The following is a 20,694-nucleotide window of genomic DNA, read 5'->3' as shown; positions in this document are numbered from 1 at the left end:
GTTCGGGTTTCCGTGCGGGCCGCAATGGTCACCGGATTGCGGCCCGGGGGTTCATGAGAACGCGTTGAACCGGCACGCTGACGGCGTCGCAGCGCGTGATCCTGTTCGAATTTTGGCGGGCATCAGTCCGTGGTCGGTATCGATGCCAACTGCCCCGATCTCACGGGCAGCATTTTCGGCGAGCGGCGGCGGGCCTTATCCCCTTACTGGGTCAGGCGCCGCGTGAACTCGTCGTTGAAGAAGGAAATGATCTGTCCGTAAACACCGTTGTCTATGATGGTCTGCAGGCCCTTGTTGAACTCATCGAGATACTGGACCGTATCCATCGGATTGTTGCGGTAAGCCAGGATATGGATTGGGCTGGCAATGGTGATGTCCGCCATCTCGACATTGTCGCCGATCCCCATTTCAGCCGCGACGGCAAGGCCGGTGAACCGGTTGAGGAGCACGTAGTCGACGCGCCCTTCCAGGAGCCGCAGGAAACAATCTGTCGGGGACAGCTCAATGTGCAGGTTGTCGACGGACAGGCCGTTTTCGACGAGCTCGAATGTCGAATAGCCTTTCGGCCGGCAAAGGCGTTTCGATTTGATGCCCTCGAGCGTGTCCTGCGCAAGATCGGCGCGGCCGGCTTCCTTGAAGAAGGCGAGCGTTACATTGGCGATCGGATTGGAGTGATCGTACTCGCAGCGGATCTGCATGGGCTCCGGCAGGCGGTCACAGGACTGCCAGAATTCCATCTTCGGGTAGTACCAGGGAAAGGTCAGCTGATAGCGGTTCGTCTTGGTGAGCGTTTCGAGCTGCGCGGACCAGTCGTTCACATAGTGTATCTCGACATTGTCGCTCATGCCGGCCGCCTCGAAAGCCGCCTCGACGATGACGACGGCCATGCCGCCCTTCGGCCAGTCGGTCGAGACATAGGGGGGCCAGTCATCGCCGGTTACGACGTAAAGCTTGATCGGCAGAGTGGTCGTCGTGCTGCCGGTGTTCCTGCCGACCCGCGCGGTCTTGGCCGGCGCGGCTTCCTGCGGAATGCTCTGGATGGCCCCGGGACAGGGTGGAATCTGCAGCCTGACGCCGATGTTCAGAACATTGGGATTGCGGCCGATCGCTTCGGTATTGCCGGGATACTCGAATATGCGCGGCCATTGCCGTGGATCGCCAAAAGCGGATTCGGCGATTTTCGACAATGTGTCGCCGGCACTGACGAAATACTGCTGAACTGTATTGTTGCAGGCGGAGGGCGCTGCGGAGGCAGATGTCGCGTTGTTCATTGCCGCCGGGATGGCAAGGAACATTGCTGCTGCTATTCCAGGTAGACTACGGGCAATCTTATTCACTGAAGGCTCCTCAATGTGGTTACTGTGCCAGGCGAAAACCGATGTTCTGGTATGGCGTGTTTTGCGACCGGCCCACCCGGTGGGTGAGGGCGGTCGTCCGGTTGTCGATCTTGCCGGGCGTGGGACCAAGAACCGTTCCCAGATTGCGGAAGCATTTTCCGCCGGCGAGCGCCTTTATCCAGCATCCGGACACGCGCTCGGCGGCATTGTCCGACATGCCATAAAGACCGTTCACGGGCTCACCATGTTCGACGGGGATCAGTATGTCGGTTGCACGGATTTTCTGCGGATCGAAGTTCTGCCCCCATGCGAAATTGCTGTGTCCCGTCTCGCCGCCGCGGGCTGCCACGATCCATTCCGCATCGCTGGGCAACCGGAACGGCGGCTCGTTGGAGCCGCGCTTCGAGTTGATCCAGTCGATAAAACCCATCATCTGATCGGCCGTGATCGCGGTAATCGGCAGCGCGAGTTTGTTCTGGCTGAAGTATTCGGCCGGAAACCCTTCGACCGAACAGCGATTGTCGGCGGCGCAGGCTTGCCATTGCTGCCGCGTGACTTCGCTTGTCGCGATCCGGAAGCTTTTCAGCGTTATGTTCCGCAGCTGAAAATCGCTCTGCTGGGCATCGGGTTTCGGAACGAGATACTCACCCTGTGCGATGGTGACCATGGCCGGCATGATTGCGCCGGCCGGCGCAGCGGCCGCATCATTGTCTTTCGGAGCGGTGGCGGGTGCGGTCGGTTCTTCTGGTCGCGCCGGAACCGGCTCCGCCGCGACAATCTGAGCCTGGCTTACCCTTACCTCATCAAAAATTGACGGTGTCTTCGGCTCAACGGATGCCGCTTGCGATGGTGCGGCCTGCGATGGTTCTGCCTGCGCCGGGGCGCTGTCCCGGGACATCAAACCGACATCCGCCGTCAGATAGTCGGTGAAGATGCCGATGCCACTGATCGCGAGCAGCAGAACAGCGGCAGCTGCGACTGTTGCCTGTTTCAGTCGGCGGTGCTTGTTTTCGTTGCGGGCGTTTTCGTTCGGGTCCTTGAGCAGGAAGTCCGGAATGTCCAGCGCGGAGTCGGTATCGTCCTCCCACTTGAACTTGGGTGCGAGCACCTTGCCGGATTGCTGTCTGCTTTTCGGGTGTACCAGCCTGATGTTGTTGAGCGGTGGCCGCGTCGATGCTTTTTGTTTCAGGCCGGTGACTGTGTTTCCTCTGGGGTCGTGTACTTTATACATAATACATAAACTTTCTAACTTTCTGCCTCGGGAAAGCCGAAAAATACGAATAACGAGAGGTCGATCTCGATCCGGAAGATCTGGATATTTTTGGAAATAATTCGCCTGCCCTGACGCCACCGCAGAAATATCCTGCAGCGTCGTAGGGGTCGTTAATTCGGCATTATGGGGCGCTCCCAAAACACCATTCCGCCCAAATCAACCCGACTGATGCCGGCCTGAATCAAGTGGAGAACGAATTTCGGCCTAAACTATGGCGAACACACCGCGATGCTGCCGCAATCTGGACGTTCGATCTTCAAGAATTGTGTCACTGTGATGCATAATGTTGTCGCAGGCGCCGATAGTCCTGTCACAATTCAATTGCAGGCGCTATCTCGATAGCCGGCTCATATTCCACTCTATGGACTGCGCGAACGGCGTCCAGATTCCTACCGGCACGCCGGCCTTTCTCAGTGCCTGTCCGGTCCATGCATTGCAGCCGTAAAACGGGCTGAAGCGGCCGTTCGCGCGATAGAACACGTCACCGAACCCCTGGGTGACCCCGTCGATCAGTTCGGCCTCGCCTTCCGGGTCGGTCTTGAATGCATCCGCGATGAAGCGAACCAACCGTTCATACTGTGCGTCATCCAGTTCAACCCGGTATACGCCATCACCGTAAGGAGCGCCCGGGATGGGGAGGACATGCACAACCGTCCTGTCGAAGGCGAGTGCGCGAACGACAATGCCGGGTGTCAGGTCCGTCAGGGCCAAAAGGCTGGTATAGGCCGTCTGCGATCCCCAGCCGATAATCAGATAATGTGCCTGAGCCAGGCCGTGAGGCAAGTCGGCATCGCGCACAGGAATGCCTGCTGGTGGTTGACCGTTCACGACCGGCAGCGCGATGTCGCTGTGAAATCCGTTTGACAGGACATATACGACGTTGGATCGGTCCGTGGCCGCGACCGCCGCGCCTGGCGCCGTCCACAATGTTCCCGCCACCGCAGCGGTGAGATAGGCGGCGATGAGGCCAAGCAGGACGACAACCGAATAGATGACCGCCTTGACTATTCTATGCACTGCTGCGGGTTTTCCGCCGTCACGGGTTTCCACATCTGCCTCGCGAAGATGTACGGTGCGGACCGCTTACTGCAGCAGCACCTCGACATCGTAATTGAATCCGGCCGCCACCTTGAAATCCCTCCGGTAGAGTTTCTCCTTGTGGCGGGCAATGGCCGTATAGTCGCCCTCAGCGAGCACAAGCGAAGGGAAGGCTCCGACGCTCTCGCTGATCAGGTCGCCGGCCGAGTTGGTGATGGACCATGCGGTATCGGCAATGGCTTCGCCGCCTTCATCGGCAACGAGCTTCAACGTGATCTGCGCCGCGCGATGCTGGATCGTCGCTTCGGTCAGCTTGCCGGCGGCCACGGAGATGTCGGAGCGGATGACAGCATTGACCTCGCCATATTCCGAAACCACGTGATAAATGCCGTCATTAAGGCGAATGATCTTGCTCGGCCGCACATCGGCGATGATGAGCTGCCGCTGGCCGTTGGCGTCCCGTTCCTCGGAATAGATCGAGAATTTCAGCTTGGCCGGCGGAATTCGCACGTCGTTTCCGGAAACGGCGTTCAACACCAGGCCGCCGGCGTTGAGGATGAAATCCTGCGTGTCCACCGGTCCGCGCGGCGGAACCACGAGTTTGCGTGTCACGCCTGCAAGACCGAATGACACGTGAACGAAGTACTCACCCGGCTCCATGGAAATCAGCGCTGAACCGCCTTCCGATGTCGCCAGGATTGGCAGCTTGCCGTCGCGGTCCGGAACGGGGTGATAGACGCGCCAGATCAGGCCGTGTTCCAGGGGTGCGGCACCCTCGACTAGACGTGCATCGAGATCCACGTTGCGCAATTCATCGGATGGAGCGGTGATCTCGGGCACGTTTCCGGTCGGCGCGAATTCGGTCAGTCCGGGAAGGTCCAATGTGTTTGCATCGCCGGCCGGCGCTTGCGTATCCTGTGCCGATACCGAGCCCGCTGTCGCGCACAACAGCAACGCAACAGGCAAAAATGCGGTTCGAAGACTGAAATGTAACATCCGAATCCCGATATCACTTGTCAGAGGTTTGAAACCCATGCAAATGGCAAATTCAAGGCAATTGTGCAGGTATGGCAAGGACATGGCAATGAATGAAGCATTGAAAACCTATCTCGAGACGCGCCGGTCCATTCCGGCCAATGTGATGACGGAACCGGGCCCCGACCGGGACACCATACAAGAGATGCTGACCCTTGCCACGCGCGTTCCCGATCATGGTAAACTTGCGCCCTGGCGGTTCATCGTGTTTCGCGGCCAGGGGCGGGACCGGATTGGCGCAAGGCTGGCGGAACTGGCGTCGCGCAAGGAACCCGACATGCTCGCGGAACGGCGCGAACAGGAAGAGACACGCATGACGCGGGCTCCTGTCGTCATTGCTGTCGTCAGTACAGCGGGCGAACATCCGAAAATTCCCGAATGGGAACAGGTCCTGTCGGCGGGGGCGGTCTGCCTCAATCTGTTCATGGCCGCCAATGCCTGTGGATTTTCCGCCAATTGGCTGAGCGAGTGGATGAGCTATGATCCGGAGGCGCTTGAAATCCTGGGAGTCCAACCCGGCGAACGCATTGCCGGCATGCTGCATATCGGAACGCCCGGCATGCCGCCGAGCGAGCGCCCGCGCCCGGATGTCGATCAGCTGACGACATGGGTCGAGTGATCCGATGGCGTTGAATACTCATTGCCGCCATCAGATGGCGGTCCGCACCCATTGCCGGATGCCGCGACCGGGAGAGGCAGGACAACATGTTCTATGAAACGCATGAAAACGATCATGGCCTGCGGCATGATCCATTCAAGGCGCTGGTTTCACCGCGGCCGATCGGCTGGATTGGAACGCTCAGCGCCGACGGGGCTCCGAACCTTGCCCCTTACTCCTACTTCAACGCCATTGGCGACGGTCCGAAAATGGTGATGTTCGCCTCCGACGGGCGCAAGGATACGGTCACCAATGTCGAGGCCACCGGCGAGTTTTCCGCAAGCCTTGCCAGCCGCGTTCATGCCGAGAAGGTCAATGCCAGTTCGGTCAACGCACCGGCCCATATCGACGAGTTCCAGTATGCCGGTCTGACGGCAGCGCCTGGAAAGCTGATCGATGCGCCGCATGTGCGCGAGGCATTCGCTGCGCTCGAGTGCAAGGTGGTGGACATCTTCAGTCCCAAGACCCTTTCAGGCGGAATATCGGACTACATCCTCGTCATCGGCCAGGTGGTCGGCATCCATATCGATGAGGCAGTCATCAAAGACGGCAGGATCGATATGGCGAAGGCCGCGCCGCTTGCACGCTTGGGTTACCGCGACTACAGCGACGGGGCCGCAACTTTCGAGATGACCCGACCGACCTGGGACGAGGACGGATAGCGGCTAGCCGATCCCGGCCACGCGCGCACGTTCGAGTATTTTCAGGGACTGCTTCAGGTGCGGGCGGTCAATCATCTGTCCGTCCAGAGACAGAACGCCCGCATCCTCACCGGCTTCCTCGAACAGGCTGACAATGCGTTTTGCGCGCTCCACCGCCGCATCCGACGGTGTGAAGATGCGGTTGATGATGTCCACCTGCGCGGGGTGGATCGCCATTTTTCCCGAGAATCCGTCGCGGACGGCCTCACGGCATTCCTGTTCCAAACCATCACTGTTCCTGAAGTCCACATAGACCGTATCAACCGCCTCGACGCCAGCAGCCGCAGCGCCGAGCAGTGTCATCGTGCGGGCGTGGCGGAAGAGATTCGTGTAGCGCCCGTCTTCATCCCGGTTGGATTCGACGCCGATATCGGCGGAAAGATCTTCTCCGCCCCAGGACAGGGTGCGCAGCCGATCCGAAACGGCCCCATAGGTGTTCGCGTTCAATGTGCCCTTGGCTGTCTCGGTGACGAGGGCGTGGATATCGGTCGCACCTTCCGCGATGCCGGCTTCCGCTTCGTGAACCGCGATCAGCGCGGACAGGTTCTGGACATCCGCGCCGTGCTCGCATTTCGGCAGCAAAACGCCGTCCGGTCGTGCAGAGATGACCGCGGCAAGGTCCTCATCTGTCATTGCGGAACCAAGAGGATTGACCCGAATCACCAGCCCCGGCGTGTCGCGCGTGTCGTCCTGGCGCAGTTGAGCGATGAAGTCACGGGCCATCTGCCGGGCAACGGGTTTCTGTGAAACCGAAACCGAATCCTCGAGGTCGATCAGCAGGCAATCGGCGCCGCTCGAGAGGGACTTTTCCAGTTTTCTTTGCGAATCACCGGGAACAAAAAGATAAGAGCGCACGTTCAGACCGCCTTCTTGCGCATCATTGCCTGCCGGCGGCAGCTTGCCACCAGAACATTGTCCTGATTGTACCCGCGATGCTCGAACTCGACGATGCCTCGGTCATTCTTGGATTTCGACTCGCGCACGGAGATGATTTCGGTTTCGACCCGCAGCGTATCGCCGTGGAACATCGGGTGCGGGAAGACCACATCCGTCATGCCGAGATTGCCGATCGTTGTCCCGATTGTCGTGTCGTTGACGGAAATGCCGATCAATAATCCCAATGTAAACAATGAGTTGACGAGAGGCTTGCCCCATTCCGTCTTGGCCGCGAAATCAAAATCGATATGCAGGGGCTGTGGATTCAGCGTCATGTTGGAAAACAACATGTTGTCGCTTTCGGTAATTGTTCTGCGCAATTCGTGCTGGATCACCTGACCGGGTGAAAACTCCTGCAAATACAATCCTGGCATCGGGGCCCTCCATTTGGCCGGCAAGATAGGCGAGGGCCCGAACTGCCGCAAGCGGTTAACAAATATAGTGAACCGATCGTAAACCTTTTGCTTTTACGGTCGTTGGCAATGGTGCTTTGAGGGTGGAAATACTGAATGATCGTCCGAAAATTCTTGCAATGGTCTGAGACCGCGGGTTCCAGGGACAGAGCCCGCGCGGCAAGCGCACTGGCACGTGCTTTTGTGATGAGCGAATTGTCGGTGGAAGAAACGCGCGCGGCGGAGGCGGCAATGGCATTGCTGCTGGACGATCCGTCTCCGATGGTCCGGCAATCGATGGCGGAAGCGCTGTCCGGCAGTGAAAAGGCGCCGCGCTCGGTCATTTGCAGTCTTGCACGGGATCAGATCGATGTGGCCGGTGTTGTCGTCTGTTGCTCGCCGGTTCTGAGGGAGCAGGATCTGGTCGACCTGGCCGCCGATGGCAGGCCGGGCATACAAAGCGCGATTGCCAACCGCGCCGATCTCAGCCCGGCCGTGTGCGCCGCACTTGCGGAAGTTGCCGGACGGCACCCGATCGCGGAGATGCTGGATAATCTGTCAGCGCGTATAGCGAAAGTGACGCTGCGCCGGATCACCGAACGCTTCGGCGATCATGCGGAACTGCGCGCGCGTTTGCTGGAGCGTGGCGATCTTCCCTGTGACGTGCGCCATGCGCTTATCATGAAAGTGGGCGATGCGCTGACGCAATCGGCCTTCGTTGCCGGCATCATCGGCCAAAGCCGCGCGGAACGGATCATGGACGACGCATGCCAGTCGGCAACGCTGCAACTGGCCGGAAGCATAACGGGGGACGAAATTCCGGCGCTGGTGGAACATCTGCGTCTTGCCGGCAGGCTGACACCGGCCTTCCTCATGCACACGCTTTGCATCGGCAATATCGAGTTCTTCGCGGCAGCGATCGGCTCCGTTTCCGGTGTCAGCGATGACCGCGTCCGCAGCATACTGGTCGATGGCCGTCGCAATGCGATTGTGGCGCTCTACACGTCCGGAGGTCTGGACAGCACGGTGGCGGAGGTCTTCGTTTCAGCGACGCTGCTTTGGCGTCAGGCAACCCGTGTCGATACAAGCCCGAGCGCGCTGCGGATTACCGAATCGCTGGTCGATCAGCATGCCGGTGCGGGAGAGGGCGGTGCGGTCTCGGATCTGCTCATGCTGGTGGAGCGCATGAATCTCGAATTCCGCCGACAGGCGGCAAAGGATTATGCGGTGTCAATGACTTACGAAGCCGCATAAAGGCATCTGAATTCAATCAGATATCGAGGTCTTCGACGAATTCGGCGCGTTCCTGGATGAACTGGAAGCGTGCGTCCGCCTTCGTCCCCATCAGGTTATCGACCGCCTTGCGCGTATCGTCGGCAATCGACTCATCGATCTCGACCCGTAGCAGCGTGCGCTTGTCGGGATGCATGGTCGTTTCCTTCAACTGCGCCGGAAGCATCTCGCCAAGCCCCTTGAAGCGGCCGATATCGATCTTGCCTTTTCCCTTGAACTCGGTCTCCAGGAGTTCGGCCCGGTGGGCGTCGTCGCGGGCATAAAGGGTCTTGCCGCCCTGGGTGATGCGATAGAGAGGCGGGACGGCCAGGTATAGATGCCCCTCGCGGATGAGTTCCGGCATCTCCTGATAGAAGAATGTGATCAGCAGCGAGGCGATATGCGCGCCGTCGACATCGGCGTCCGTCATGATGATGACCCGGTCGTAGCGCAGATCCTGCTCGCGATATTTTGAGCGCGTCCCGCAGCCCAGCGCCTGGACGATGTCGGCGATCTGCTGGTTGGCTCCGAGCTTGTCGCGGCCGGCGCTGGCGACATTGAGGATCTTGCCCCTGAGCGGGAGGATCGCCTGGTTGGCCCGGTTGCGGGCCTGCTTTGCGGAGCCGCCGGCGGAGTCGCCCTCGACGATAAAGAGTTCGGCGCCCGCGGCGGCATTTTGCGAACAGTCGGCAAGCTTTCCGGGAAGCCGCAGCTTGCGGACCGCGCTCTTGCGGCTGACTTCCTTTTCCTTGCGCCGCCGCACGCGCTCGTCCGCCCGCTCCAGAACCCAGTCGAGCAGTTTGGCCGCTTCCTGCGGGGAATCGGCAAGAAAATGATCGAAGGGATCGCGCACGGCATTTTCGACGATGCGCTGCGCCTCGACGGTTGCGAGCTTGTCCTTGGTCTGACCAACGAATTCCGGTTCGCGCACGAAAACCGACAGCATGCCAGCAAGCGAGATCAGCACGTCGTCGGTGGTGATGATCGATGCACGCTTGTTGCCGGTGAGTTCCGCATAGGCCTTCAGGCCGCGCGTCAGCGCCAGGCGAAAGCCGGCTTCATGGGTGCCGCCCTCGGGCGTCGGCACGGTGTTGCAGTAGGAGTTGATGAAGGCATCGCCCGTATACCAGGTGACGGCCCATTCAACCGTTCCATGGCCGCCGGTCTTTTCGGAGCGGCCGAAGAATATGTCGCGCGTGACCTTGTGTTCCGGGCCGATGGTGGCGTCGAGGTAGTCCTTGAGGCCGCCAGGGAAATGAAAGGTGGCCTTGGCGGGCGTCTCGCTCTTTTCATCCAGCAGTGAGGGATCGCAGCTCCAGCGGATTTCCACACCGCCGAAGAGGTAGGCCTTGGAGCGCGCCATCTTGAACAGTCTGGCAGGCTCGAAATGCGCGTTCTTTCCGAATATCTCGGCGTCCGGGTGGAAACGGACCTTGGTGCCGCGCCGATTGTGTACCTCGCCGAGATCCTGCAACTTGCCCTTCGGCAAACCGCGCGAGAAATCCTGACGGTAGAGCCGCCGGTTGCGGGCGACCTCGACCTCCAGATGATCGGACAAGGCGTTGACCACCGAAACGCCGACGCCGTGCAGGCCGCCCGACGTCTCATAGACCTTGGAATCGAATTTGCCCCCGGCGTGCAGCGTCGTCATGATCACTTCGAGCGCAGACTTGTTCTTGTATTTCGGGTGCGGATCGACGGGTATGCCGCGGCCATTGTCGCTGACGCTGAGGAATCCGTCGGCCTCCAGTTCGACCTCTATCACCTTGGCATGGCCTGCAACGGCTTCGTCCATGGCGTTGTCGATGACTTCGGCGAACAGGTGGTGAAGGGCCTTGGTGTCGGTTCCACCGATATACATGCCGGGCCTGCGACGAACCGGTTCCAGTCCCTCGAGCACCTCGATGTCGGAAGCTGAATAAGCCGCTTCGGCATTGTCCTTCATTGCTGCTGCCCTGTTCGTGCGTGTTCGCTTCGATCCGGTCTTGCCGATTTCCTTTTCACTGGCCGTGTCGTCCGTCGCCTGCGGTGCGCTCAGGTCGGAAAATAGGTCGGTCTTGTCATCCATCGAGCGGGCGGGTCCTCGTTGTTCCGATCCGAAAATACCCGGATCGGATTTCCGACCGGAGATTTTCATTGATTCGCATCGGCCAGAGTCTGCCAGAATCGGACGTCTGTTGCGAGTGCGCGCGCTTCAACGAGGTATATATTCGCGCCTTGAAAGCCGGGATTTCGCCGTTTTCAATCGAAAATCGCCCCGGTCGGGATTCATCCGGCCGGAGCGATTGTCGGTTTGGGGCGCGGTTACCCGCAGGCCATCAGGAACGGCTGGAAATCGGAATGTAGTCCCGGCTCGTTTCTCCGGTATAGAGCTGGCGTGGACGGCCGATCCTCTGATGCGGGTCCTCGATCATTTCCTTCCACTGCGCAATCCAGCCGACGGTGCGTGCCAGCGCGAAGAGGACGGTGAACATGGTGGTCGGGAAGCCCAGCGCCTTCAGCGTAATGCCCGAATAGAAATCGATGTTCGGATAGAGCTTCTTCTCGATGAAGTACTCGTCGGTGAGCGCGATGCGTTCCAGTTCGATGGCCACGTCGAGAAGCGGGTCGTCCTTGATACCGAGTTCGGCCAGAACCTCATGTGTCGTTTTCTGCATGATCTTGGCGCGCGGATCGTAGTTCTTGTACACGCGGTGGCCAAAGCCCATCAGGCGGAACGGATCGTCGTGATCCTTGGCGCGGTCGATATATTCGGGAATGTTGTCGACCGAACCGATCTCCGAAAGCATGTTCAACGCGGCCTCGTTCGCGCCGCCATGGGCGGGGCCCCAAAGGCAAGCGATGCCCGCGGCGATACAGGCGAACGGATTGGCGCCGGATGAGCCGGCGAGACGGACCGTGGACGTCGAGGCATTCTGCTCGTGATCGGCATGGAGGATGAAGATCCGGTCCATTGCGCGGGCCAGAACCGGGTTGACCACGTACTCCTCGCAAGGAACCGCGAAGCACATGTGCAGGAAATTGGAGGCGTAATCGAGGTCGTTCTTCGGATAAACGAAGGGCTGGCCGATATGGTACTTGTACGCCATCGCGGCGATCGTCGGCATTTTCGCGATCATGCGCAGGCTCGCCACCATACGCTGATGCGGATCGGTGATATCCGTGGAGTCGTGGTAGAACGCCGACAGCGCTCCGACAACGCCGCACATGATGGCCATCGGGTGCGCGTCGCGTCGGAAGCCGGTGAAAAAGCGCGACATCTGCTCGTGGATCATGGTGTGGCGGGTCACACGGTAGTCGAAGTCAGCTTTCTGCGCCTTGTTCGGCAGTTCGCCATACAGAAGCAGATAGCAGGCCTCGAGGAAATCGCCGTGTTCGGCCAGTTGGTCGATCGGGTAGCCGCGGTGCAGAAGCACGCCTGCTTCGCCGTCAATATAGGTAATCTTGGATTCGCAGGAGGCGGTCGAGGTAAAGCCCGGGTCGTAGGTAAAGGTGCCTGTTTCCTTGTAAAGGCTTGCGATATCAATAACATCCGGACCAACCGTTCCGCCGCGTACCTGCAGTTCGATGTCTTTGCCATCGACAGAGAGCTTTGCCTTCGATTCCGTCATATTGGTCCCCTTATACTATCAATCAAAAACGACCCTCGGAGGCTTCCGCGGATCAAACCGGAACTTCGTGCGCCGTTGCTAGCCGATTTCGCACGCGCTGCCAAGCTCGGCAATGGTGTAATTGTGCACTGCAACGCGGACGGTGCAGCCGACAGGCGCGTTGGCACGGAACGTGCCAAGCGGTTGCAAAAAGGGGCGTTTTTCCATGAAGAACGGCTTTTTGCGGGCGGACCGCATCAACGAATTTGCCTGTCTTCGCACGCTATCGTGAAATGCGCGAGCCGCCACCACGACAGAAGATATCGCACTGCACCGTCGATTTCCAGTGTCAGCGACTAATCGGCGTTGAGCTGGTCTGATATCCGGCCAAGCGCTTCTTCACGGCCGAGAACCGCGACAACATCGAAGACACCTGGCGATGTGCTTCTTCCGGTCAGCGCGGCGCGAAGCGGTTGGGCCACCTTGCCGAGCTTGAGGTCTCCGGCTTCGGCAAAGTCTCGGATGACGGCCTCAAGGGTTTCGACCTGCCAGTCGGAGACGGATTCCAGGATCGGCAAGAGTTTTTGCAGCACCTCACGCCCGCCATCGGCAAGGATTTTTTCCGCCTTGTCCTCGTTCTGCAAAGGACGTTCGGCGAACAGGAAACGGGCGCCATCGGCGAGGTCCACCAGTGTTCTGGCGCGTTCCTTCAGGCCGGGCATGGCGGCTTTCAGCTTCGATTTGATCTCCGGGGTCAGGCGCCGCCGATAGTATTCGCCGTCTTCCATATACGGAAAGAATTCGACAAGTGCGTCGACGAGATCGCCGTCCGCGCTGTTGCGGACATAGTGGGCGTTGATCGCGTCGAGCTTCTTGATGTCGAAGCGTGCGGCGCCCTTGTTGATATGGGCGATGTCGAACCATTCGATCATCTGCTTCATGGATATGATCTCGTCATCGCCATGGCTCCAGCCGAGACGGACGAGATAATTGCACAGGGCCTCGGGAAGATAGCCCATCGCCCGGTAGGCTTCGGCACCGAGCGCGCCGTGCCGCTTGGACAGTTTGGCGCCGTCGGGGCCGTGAATCAGCGGAATGTGGGCCATATTCGGAACCGGCCATCCCATCGCCTCGTAGATGACCGTCTGCCGGGCGGCGTTGGTCAGGTGATCGTCGCCGCGGATAATGTCGGTGATACCCATGTCGTGATCGTCGACAACGACCGCCAGCATGTAGGTCGGGTTGCCGTCCGAACGCAGGATGATGAAATCGTCAAGATCGCCGTTCGGGAAGGAAACCTCGCCCTGCACCTTGTCGGCGACCACCGTGGCGCCCTGGCGCGGCGCCTTTATGCGGATGGCAGGCACGGCGCCTTCGGGCGCCTCCGACGGATCACGGTCGCGCCAGCGGCCATCATAGCGCGGAGGACGGCCTTCGGCGCGTGCCTTCTCGCGCATTTCCTCCAGTTCCTGGGGCGTTGCAAAGCACTTGTAGGCCTTGCCGGCGTCGAGCAGTTGCTGCGCGATCTCGCGGTGACGCTCGACCCTTTCATACTGGGAAATGGCATCGCCGTCCCATGAGAGACCCAGCCATTCGAGGCCATCCTGGATGGCCGCAACGGCATCTTCGGAATAACGGCTGCGGTCGGTGTCCTCGATGCGCAGCAGCATCTTGCCGCCGCGGTTTTTCGCATAGAGCCAGTTGAACAAGGCGGTCCGAGCGCCGCCGATATGCAGGAACCCGGTCGGGGAGGGCGCGAAACGGGTTATGACTTCTCCGGACATGGAGTTTTCCTGTTCTTTGCAAACTGTCTGGAACGTGGCGCTCATGTAACACACACCGGTCAGAGTGCAAGGCCCCGAGGCGCAAGCTTTGCCGGCAATCATAGGCTGTGTAGGATCGAACTGGCAGATTGGGGAAAGGCACAGTTTTGATGGACAGGACCGAGGCCGCTGAGGATCGATCCCGGTATCGCGAAAGCGATGCCGCTCACCTGCCGGTCGAGGCCTATTCCGATGCAATACCCGATCATGGGAATGCCGGCTATTTTGCCCGGTTCGAACAGATGCTGCGCGAGGAGTTCGAGGTTGGCCAGACAATCCTGTGGTTGCCCGTGAGCATGGCGTTGGGCGCCGGCTTGTGGTTCAGCAGCGACGAAACGCTTGCGATCCTGCCGGTTGCCATCCTGTTCGCGGCGGTTGTCTTGTTGCTGTTCCTCAAGGACGAAGGGCGCTGGCGCGGCGCGTTTGTTCTCGCGGCCGGATTTCTTGTCGGCATGCTGGCATCGGAAGCCGAGGTCCGCCGGCACGGCACCACGCTTCTCGACAGCGAGATCACGACCCGGCTGGAGGGGAGGGTGATCAACCGGGATGTCGATCATGCCGGAAGGTGGCGCTATACGGTTGAGATAGAAAGGACATTCGATCCGCAGATCGGGCGGCCGCCCGAGCGGGTCAGGCTCGTTGCGCGGGGCGGCCATACGCCAATTGACATCGGCGGCCGGATTTCCGGATTGGCGCGGTTGCAGCCGCCGTCGGGTCCTGTCCTGCCGGGCGGATTCGACTTTTCTTTCCATTCCTACTTCAACGGATTGGGGGGCTACGGTTTCTTCTACGGAGCACCTGAGGCCATTGAGTCCGATGGCGTAGACGAAACCGGATGGGCGCTCGGCTTTCAGCTCGGCGTGTCACGCCTACGCGCGGCGATCTCTACACGCATTCGATCGGTGTTGCCCGGTGATACTGGCGGATTTGCCAGCGCGCTGACCGTTGCGGACAGGCGCGGCCTCAGCCCGGATACGGTCGATGCGCTGCGAGCCAGCGGACTGGCTCATGTTCTTGCCATTTCGGGACTGCACATGGCGCTGGTCGCGGTGACGTTCTTCCTGCTGCTACGCACGGCATTCAGTCTGTTTCCGTCCGTGGTCCAGGCATATCCGGTCAAGAAGATCGCTGCTGCCGGCGCGCTTGTGGTGGCGACATTTTATCTGTTTCTATCCGGCGGCAGTGTCTCGACCCAGCGTGCCTGGATCATGCTGGCAATCATGCTCGTCGCTGTCCTCGCCGACCGTCCGGCACTGACGATGCGCAACGTGGCACTGGCCGCCATAGTCATCATCCTGATTTCACCGTCGGCTGTGCTTGGGCCGGGCTTCCAGATGTCGTTTGCGGCAACCGCGGCCCTGATTGCCGTTTATTCGTTCTGGCGGCGATCCACGCAATACGCGACCGGTGGCATCGCTGTCCCGGGGGTGCTGCGGATGATTGTCTTTTTCTTCGCCGGACTTGCGGTGACTTCGCTCGTGGCCGGCCTGGCGACGGGACCATTCGCCGTCTACAATTTCCACCGCATTGCGGCTTATGGCCTGCTCGCAAACCTTGCTGCGATGCCGATCGTCACCGTCATTGTCATGCCGATGGGGCTGGCATCCATGCTGGCCATGCCCTTCGGGCTGGAATACTGGCCGCTGCTGGCGATGGGGGCAGGGTTGGACGTCGTGATGTGGATTGCGCACACCGTCGAAAGTCTCGGCGGTTATGTCGTCGTCGGACGTGTCAGTTTCGGCATGTTCTTGGTCCTGACCGGCGGTTTCCTGTTGTTTGTCCTCGGGCGCTCCAAGCTCAGGCTGATCGGGCTGGCGGTTGCCGCCTGCGCTGCCGTCGCCATGGTCGTCTTTGCCGGCGAGGACCCGGATATCCTGGTTGCGGAAGATGGAAGGCTTGTGGCGCTTGTGTCCGAGGGGGCACTTGCCGCCAACCGGTCCAGGCCGAGCACGTTCGTATTCGAGCAGTGGCAGCATGCTCTGCGGCGGCCGGATACGCTGCGCCCGACCAGTTCCGGTCATGAAGCAGACGCCCGCGGTCCCCCCGAATTGCTTTCGGGGTTCCTGCGTGTTTCGGCTGAAAGCCCCGGCTTCTCATGCGCAAAGAAGCAGTTTTGTGTGGGCAAAACCGAAGCGGGCACCGTTGTGGCGGTCGTTGAGGATCTGCATTTTCTCGGGCCGGCATGCGACAGTGCCGATCTGGTCGTAACGCACAGGGCGATTGCGCTCGACCGGTGTTATTCCGGCGCCATGCTGGTGACCGGACGCATGCTCCGGCAGACCGGTTCGCTGGAACTGGTGGAACGGGACGGCGCGCTTTTGGTCAAATCGGCCATCGGGCAGACAAACCGCCCTTGGACGCGGCAGCGTTTCTACGATTGGCGAAGCCGTACATACAAGCGCACAAAACCGTCCTGGCTTGCCGATTAACCGCCGGACGGGCCTGTTCAGTGATAACGGCGAATGAGGCCGACCAGCTTTCCCTGGATCTTGACCTGATCCGGTCCGAAGATACGTGTTTCATAGGCCGGGTTGGCCGCTTCAAGCGCAATGGACGCGCCCTTGCGCCGGAAGCGCTTGAGCGTGGCTTCTTCGTCATCGACGAGCGCCACCACGATTTCACCGGGGTTGGCCGTTGCGGCGTTTTTGATCACCACGGTATCGCCGTCGAATATGCCGGCTTCGATCATCGAATCGCCCTTGACTTCAAGCGCGTAATGTTCGCCGCTGGAGAGCATTTCGGGCGGCACGCTGATCGTGTGGGTGATGTTCTGGATCGCCGATATGGGGACACCGGCAGCGATACGTCCCATGACCGGAACGCTTGCTGCGGGTTCCGCATCTTCGTCGTGGCGAAGAGGCTGCACCTTTTCTTCCGCTGCCGGTTTTCCGAGGCTGCCCTCGATCACGCTGGGGGAGAAGCCTTTGCGGGGTTGCCCGCCCGGGATCATGGTTTCTGGCAGACGCAGGACTTCCAGGGCTCTTGCCCGGTTGGGCAGGCGTCTTATGAAGCCGCGTTCCTCGAGCGCCGTAATCAGACGATGGATCCCCGATTTCGACGCCAGGTCCAGCGCTTCCTTCATCTCGTCGAATGAGGGCGGGATGCCCGATTCCTTCATTCGTTCGTGAATGAAAAGCAGAAGTTCGTGTTGTTTGCGCGTCAGCATCCTGGGCTCCCGAGTCGGAGAAACAAATACGGAACATACACTATATGTTCCAGTTGTGTTCTTCAAGTGTTTATATTTCGTAAACGATACGCCGAAATGGATGCGTCGGAGTTGGGTGAGACCCAAAATTGCCGAACGTGCTGAGTCGTTTGGGGTTTTGAAAGCAGAGCAAAGACAGGTCGTGCGTCGACCGCCCGTCACGGGTGGTCTGCATCGGAATCAATCGGCAGACTGTTCAGTAGGTGGCGCGACCGCCGGACAGGTCGAACACGCCGCCTGTGGTGAAGGAATTCTCCGCCGTGCACAGCCAGACGATCATGTTGGCGGCTTCATCCACTTCGAGAAAACGCCCGCGCGGTATTTTCGACAACATGTAGTCGATATGTTCCTGGCTCATCTGGTCGAAGATGCGCGTGCGTGCCGCCGCCGGTGTCACGCAGTTGACCGCGATGTCCTGACCGGCATGTTCCTTGCCGAGCGACTTGGTCAGGGCCATCACCGCCGCCTTGGAGGCCGAATAGGCGCCGGCATTCGGGTTGCCGTCCTTGCCGGCGACCGAAGCGATGTTGACGATGCGGCCATAGCCGTTCTTCACCATCGCAGGCAGAACGGCACGGCAACAGTGGAAGATACCGTGCAGGTTGACCGCCACGATCTGGTGAAATTCGGCGACCGGATAATCCGTCACAGGCGCGTTCGAACCGGCAATGCCGGCCGAATTGACGAGGATGTCGATGCGCCCGTGGCGCTCGGCAATGTCTCCGGCGAGGGCAGCGATCGCATCGTAGTCGGTAACATCAGCGCCGCTTGCTTCGGCCCGGTCGCCCAGTTGTGCGGCGGCGTCGGCCGCAAGATTGGCGTCGAGATCCCAAAGCACCACCGTTGCGCCTGAAGCGTGCAGGCGTTTGGCTACTGCCTGGCCGATGCCTTGCGCGCCACCGGTTACAACGGCAACCTGTCCATCGAGATCGTACCGGTTCATGGCTTCATCCTTCCAGCTTGCTCTATGACAGGGCCGCGATCACGTCGTCGGTGCGGGTTACCAGCGCCACGTTCTGCAGCGCGTAATTGATGGAGGCGTTGTGCCAATCCGCGTTCATCGTCGAGCAGCCATCCTCCGGAATAACCATGAAATAGCCTTTGTCGGCGCCGGTGCGCGCCGTGTGCTCGATCGACATGTTGGTCCACGCTCCGGTCTCGATGATCATGTCGCGCCCCTCAGCCTTCAGGATCGTCTCCAGATTGGTGCCTTCCCAGGCCGACATGCGCATTTTTTCAACGATATGATCGCCGTCTTTCGGCTCGAGCCCCGGCACGGCCGCCGCCCCCCAGGTGCCGCGCACAAGGGCGGTGTTGTCGATCACACCCTCGAACAGCGGTGCATTCAGCGTCAGTCCCTGGGCACCTGGCGGTACGACGAAGTGAACGTGGATGACCGGCACGCCCATCTGCCGGCACTTTTCGGCAAGGCGGGCGACATTGGCGATCGCGTTCTGTTCGCGGCAATGGCCGGGCGAGCCGGATTCGGCGAACGCGCCACCCTCCATGACCACGTCATTTTGCATGTCCTGGATGATCAGTGCGAAGCGGTTGGCATCCAGATTCAGCGGACCTGACGTTTCGTCTGCGGTCGGTGCAGTGGAATCTGCCGGGCCTGCCGGCTGCGATCCACGGGCGCGCATGAAAGGCTCATTGCGGGGGCCGACTTTCACATCAATTGCGTAGACGCTGGTCGTGGCACAGACATAAAGCGTCCGCCAGTCAGCGCCGCCCCAGTGCAAATTGGCCGGCAATTCGGGGATCGATACTTTACCGATCAGCCTGCCTTCCGGGCTGTAGACCCAAAGCCCGCCCGGTGCGGTGCACCAGACATTGCCCTCGGCATCGCATTTCATGCCGTCGGGAACGCCTGGCAGCAGACTGTCCTTGATGCCTGAGGCAAAGACGCGGCCATTGCTCAGCCGGTCGCCCTCGACATCGTAAACCCGAATATTGGCCTGCTCGGTGTCGTTGATGTAGAGCAGGCTTTCATCGGGCGAAAAGCACAGGCCGTTGGGCATTGTGAAGGTGTAGCGGTCCACCACCAGTTGCGGTTCGTTGCCGGGCCTGTGGTCAGGGGGCAGGCGGAAGACGCCCTGCCAGCCCAGTTCCCGAGGACGCTCGACACCATAGCCGGCCATGCGCCCGTACCATGGATCGGTAAACCAGATCGAGCCGTCCGACTTGACGCAGATGTCGTTGGGCGAGTTCAGTTCACGGCCCTCAAAATGGCTGGCAAGAACCTCGCGGCGCCCGTCCGGATCAAATCGTGCCACGCAGGATGTGGCATGTTCGCAGACCAGCAGGTTGAGACCGGTGTCATAGGTCATGCCGTTGCCCTTGTGGGACGGGTTCATGACCTCGCGCACGCCGCTGCGGTCCAGCCGCCTGCGCACATCGCCCGGCATGTCGGAAAACAACAGATAGTGGTCTACCGGATGCCAGATCGGCCCTTCGGTAAAGGTGAAACCGGAGCCTGCCTGACGCACCGGCGCGTGTTCGTCGATCAGGCGGTGAAAGTCGGGGTCGAGAGCTTCGTGCGCCATGGCATTATGCCGGGAACCAGTCGCGTGTCGGCACGGACTGGGTCACCGGTCCCGGGATCTGCATGTCGAGGCGGCCGACAACCTGGCCGTTTTCAATCTTTGCCGGCTTGTCGTGGACGGGCAGCAGATATTTGGCGCCTGAATGCATGAGCTTGCGCATCGCGCCCTTTTCGCCCCGTTTGGAGCCGCCATGATTGCCGGTCACCTGGTATTCTTCCGGACCGAATGAGCGCACGGGATTGATGATCTGGTCGTTGAAATCATAGATCACATCGCCGCAGATCGTCGCGCGGCCGTCTGCGGTGTCGACATGCACATTCATCGAGCCTTCGGTGTGCGCGCCCGCTGCTTCGAGGAAGACGCCGGGCATCAGTTCGACCGGTCCCGAGATTTCCAGATCTTCCAGCCTCAAGGCGCCCGGCGTATGCAAACGTTCCACCAGGTGCATGATGTCTGGCTTCGGATATTGCGGATGCATCAGGCCGGAGACCGAATATTCCAGCTCGCGCCGGTTGATGACCACCGTCGTGTTCATCGGAAAATGGTCATCCTTGCCAGCATGGTCGATGTGCAGGTGGGTATGCAGAACGTAGCGAACGTCGGACGGCTTGACGCCGTGATTGTCCAGTTGACGCTCGATCATGTTCTCGTGGAACTGGAGCCCGCGCATACCGAGCGTTTCCATGATGGCATTGTCGCGGTAGCCCGTATCGACGACGATCGGATATTGGCCGCCCAGGATCAGAAAGCCGTAGACCGGTACGCGTCTGGTGCGCCCGCAGTCGCGGCCGAGCACAAGAAAGCTTGATTCCAGCTCGATATCCCCATAGTCGAGCACCCTGATTTCCAAACTCATGACGTTTTCCTTCCCTCTTTCTTGTCTGGCAC

At 60.2% G+C, this 20,694-nt stretch carries 17 protein-coding genes; 4 read left to right on the top strand and 13 right to left on the bottom strand.

From position 1 onward, the window contains the following. Positions 1–203: 203 nt before the first annotated feature. The 4 genes from OOZ53_RS20495 to OOZ53_RS20480 form a co-directional block, all read right to left on the bottom strand. Positions 204–1,337, bottom strand: a complete 1,134-nt coding sequence (locus tag OOZ53_RS20495) for a transporter substrate-binding domain-containing protein (RefSeq protein ID WP_271091595.1) — start codon at positions 1,335–1,337, stop codon at positions 204–206. A 19-nt stretch (positions 1,338–1,356) separates the two neighbouring features. Beyond that, positions 1,357–2,748 (bottom strand): formylglycine-generating enzyme family protein, encoded by a 1,392-nt coding sequence (locus OOZ53_RS20490; RefSeq protein WP_271091594.1) that lies wholly within the window; start codon positions 2,746–2,748, stop codon positions 1,357–1,359. A gap of 192 nt (positions 2,749–2,940) precedes the next feature. Further along, positions 2,941–3,627: a TIGR02117 family protein gene (locus OOZ53_RS20485; protein ID WP_271091593.1), complete on the bottom strand. Its 687-nt coding sequence runs from the start codon at positions 3,625–3,627 to the stop codon at positions 2,941–2,943. Between the two features lie 66 nt (positions 3,628–3,693). Beyond that, positions 3,694–4,596, bottom strand: a complete 903-nt coding sequence (locus tag OOZ53_RS20480) for a hypothetical protein (protein ID WP_271091592.1) — start codon at positions 4,594–4,596, stop codon at positions 3,694–3,696. 130 nt (positions 4,597–4,726) lie between these two features. On the opposite strand from OOZ53_RS20480, the gene OOZ53_RS20475 reads away from it, so the two are divergent. Next, entirely contained in the window at positions 4,727–5,302 is a 576-nt protein-coding gene (locus OOZ53_RS20475) for a nitroreductase family protein (protein WP_425499199.1), read from the top strand. Between the two features lie 86 nt (positions 5,303–5,388). After that, on the top strand, positions 5,389–6,003 hold the full coding sequence (locus tag OOZ53_RS20470) for a flavin reductase family protein (protein ID WP_271091590.1): 615 nt from the start codon (positions 5,389–5,391) through the stop codon (positions 6,001–6,003). 3 nt (positions 6,004–6,006) lie between these two features. On the opposite strand, the gene OOZ53_RS20465 is transcribed toward OOZ53_RS20470, so the two are convergent. Together OOZ53_RS20465 and OOZ53_RS20460 are read right to left on the bottom strand one after the other, a co-directional pair. Beyond that, a complete protein-coding gene (locus OOZ53_RS20465; protein WP_271091589.1) occupies positions 6,007–6,897 on the bottom strand; it encodes an HpcH/HpaI aldolase/citrate lyase family protein in 891 nt (296 codons plus the stop codon). A gap of 2 nt (positions 6,898–6,899) precedes the next feature. Further along, positions 6,900–7,352, bottom strand: coding sequence for a MaoC family dehydratase (locus tag OOZ53_RS20460; RefSeq protein WP_271091588.1), 453 nt, complete (start codon positions 7,350–7,352; stop codon positions 6,900–6,902). Between the two features lie 225 nt (positions 7,353–7,577). Between OOZ53_RS20460 and OOZ53_RS20455 the strand changes: the two genes are divergently transcribed. Continuing rightward, positions 7,578–8,624: a DUF2336 domain-containing protein gene (locus OOZ53_RS20455; protein ID WP_271091587.1), complete on the top strand. Its 1,047-nt coding sequence runs from the start codon at positions 7,578–7,580 to the stop codon at positions 8,622–8,624. Positions 8,625–8,640: 16 nt separating this feature from the next. Here OOZ53_RS20455 and parE read toward each other — a convergent pair whose 3' ends face one another. From parE to gltX, 3 genes are all read right to left on the bottom strand, one after another. After that, positions 8,641–10,635 (bottom strand): DNA topoisomerase IV subunit B, encoded by a 1,995-nt coding sequence (gene parE, locus OOZ53_RS20450; protein ID WP_425499204.1) that lies wholly within the window; start codon positions 10,633–10,635, stop codon positions 8,641–8,643. Positions 10,636–10,960: 325 nt separating this feature from the next. Continuing rightward, positions 10,961–12,253, bottom strand: a complete 1,293-nt coding sequence (gene gltA / locus OOZ53_RS20445) for a citrate synthase (protein WP_271091585.1) — start codon at positions 12,251–12,253, stop codon at positions 10,961–10,963. A gap of 335 nt (positions 12,254–12,588) precedes the next feature. Further along, the gene (gene gltX, locus OOZ53_RS20440) at positions 12,589–14,016 is read right to left on the bottom strand and encodes a glutamate--tRNA ligase (RefSeq protein WP_271091584.1); all 1,428 of its coding nucleotides are present in this window, start codon (positions 14,014–14,016) and stop codon (positions 12,589–12,591) included. A 149-nt stretch (positions 14,017–14,165) separates the two neighbouring features. Between gltX and OOZ53_RS20435 the strand changes: the two genes are divergently transcribed. Next, complete coding sequence (locus OOZ53_RS20435; protein WP_271091583.1) at positions 14,166–16,484, top strand: ComEC/Rec2 family competence protein; 2,319 nt, start codon at positions 14,166–14,168, stop codon at positions 16,482–16,484. A 17-nt stretch (positions 16,485–16,501) separates the two neighbouring features. Here OOZ53_RS20435 and lexA read toward each other — a convergent pair whose 3' ends face one another. The 4 genes from lexA to OOZ53_RS20415 form a co-directional block, all read right to left on the bottom strand. Further along, on the bottom strand, positions 16,502–17,221 hold the full coding sequence (lexA, locus tag OOZ53_RS20430; RefSeq protein ID WP_271091582.1) for a transcriptional repressor LexA: 720 nt from the start codon (positions 17,219–17,221) through the stop codon (positions 16,502–16,504). A 235-nt stretch (positions 17,222–17,456) separates the two neighbouring features. Beyond that, positions 17,457–18,203 carry an SDR family NAD(P)-dependent oxidoreductase gene (locus OOZ53_RS20425; RefSeq protein WP_271091581.1) on the bottom strand — a complete coding sequence of 249 codons (747 nt, stop codon included), beginning with the start codon at positions 18,201–18,203 and terminating at the stop codon, positions 17,457–17,459. A 22-nt stretch (positions 18,204–18,225) separates the two neighbouring features. Further along, entirely contained in the window at positions 18,226–19,806 is a 1,581-nt protein-coding gene (locus tag OOZ53_RS20420) for an isochorismatase family protein (RefSeq protein ID WP_271091580.1), read from the bottom strand. A 4-nt stretch (positions 19,807–19,810) separates the two neighbouring features. After that, the gene (locus OOZ53_RS20415; RefSeq protein WP_271091579.1) at positions 19,811–20,662 is read right to left on the bottom strand and encodes an N-acyl homoserine lactonase family protein; all 852 of its coding nucleotides are present in this window, start codon (positions 20,660–20,662) and stop codon (positions 19,811–19,813) included. Between the last annotated feature and the right edge of the window lie 32 nt (positions 20,663–20,694).

This window comes from Allohoeflea poritis (assembly GCF_027889715.1).
Taxonomy (GTDB): domain Bacteria; phylum Pseudomonadota; class Alphaproteobacteria; order Rhizobiales; family Rhizobiaceae; genus Hoeflea_A; species Hoeflea_A poritis.
This window is presented reverse-complemented; position numbering and strand designations above follow the sequence as displayed.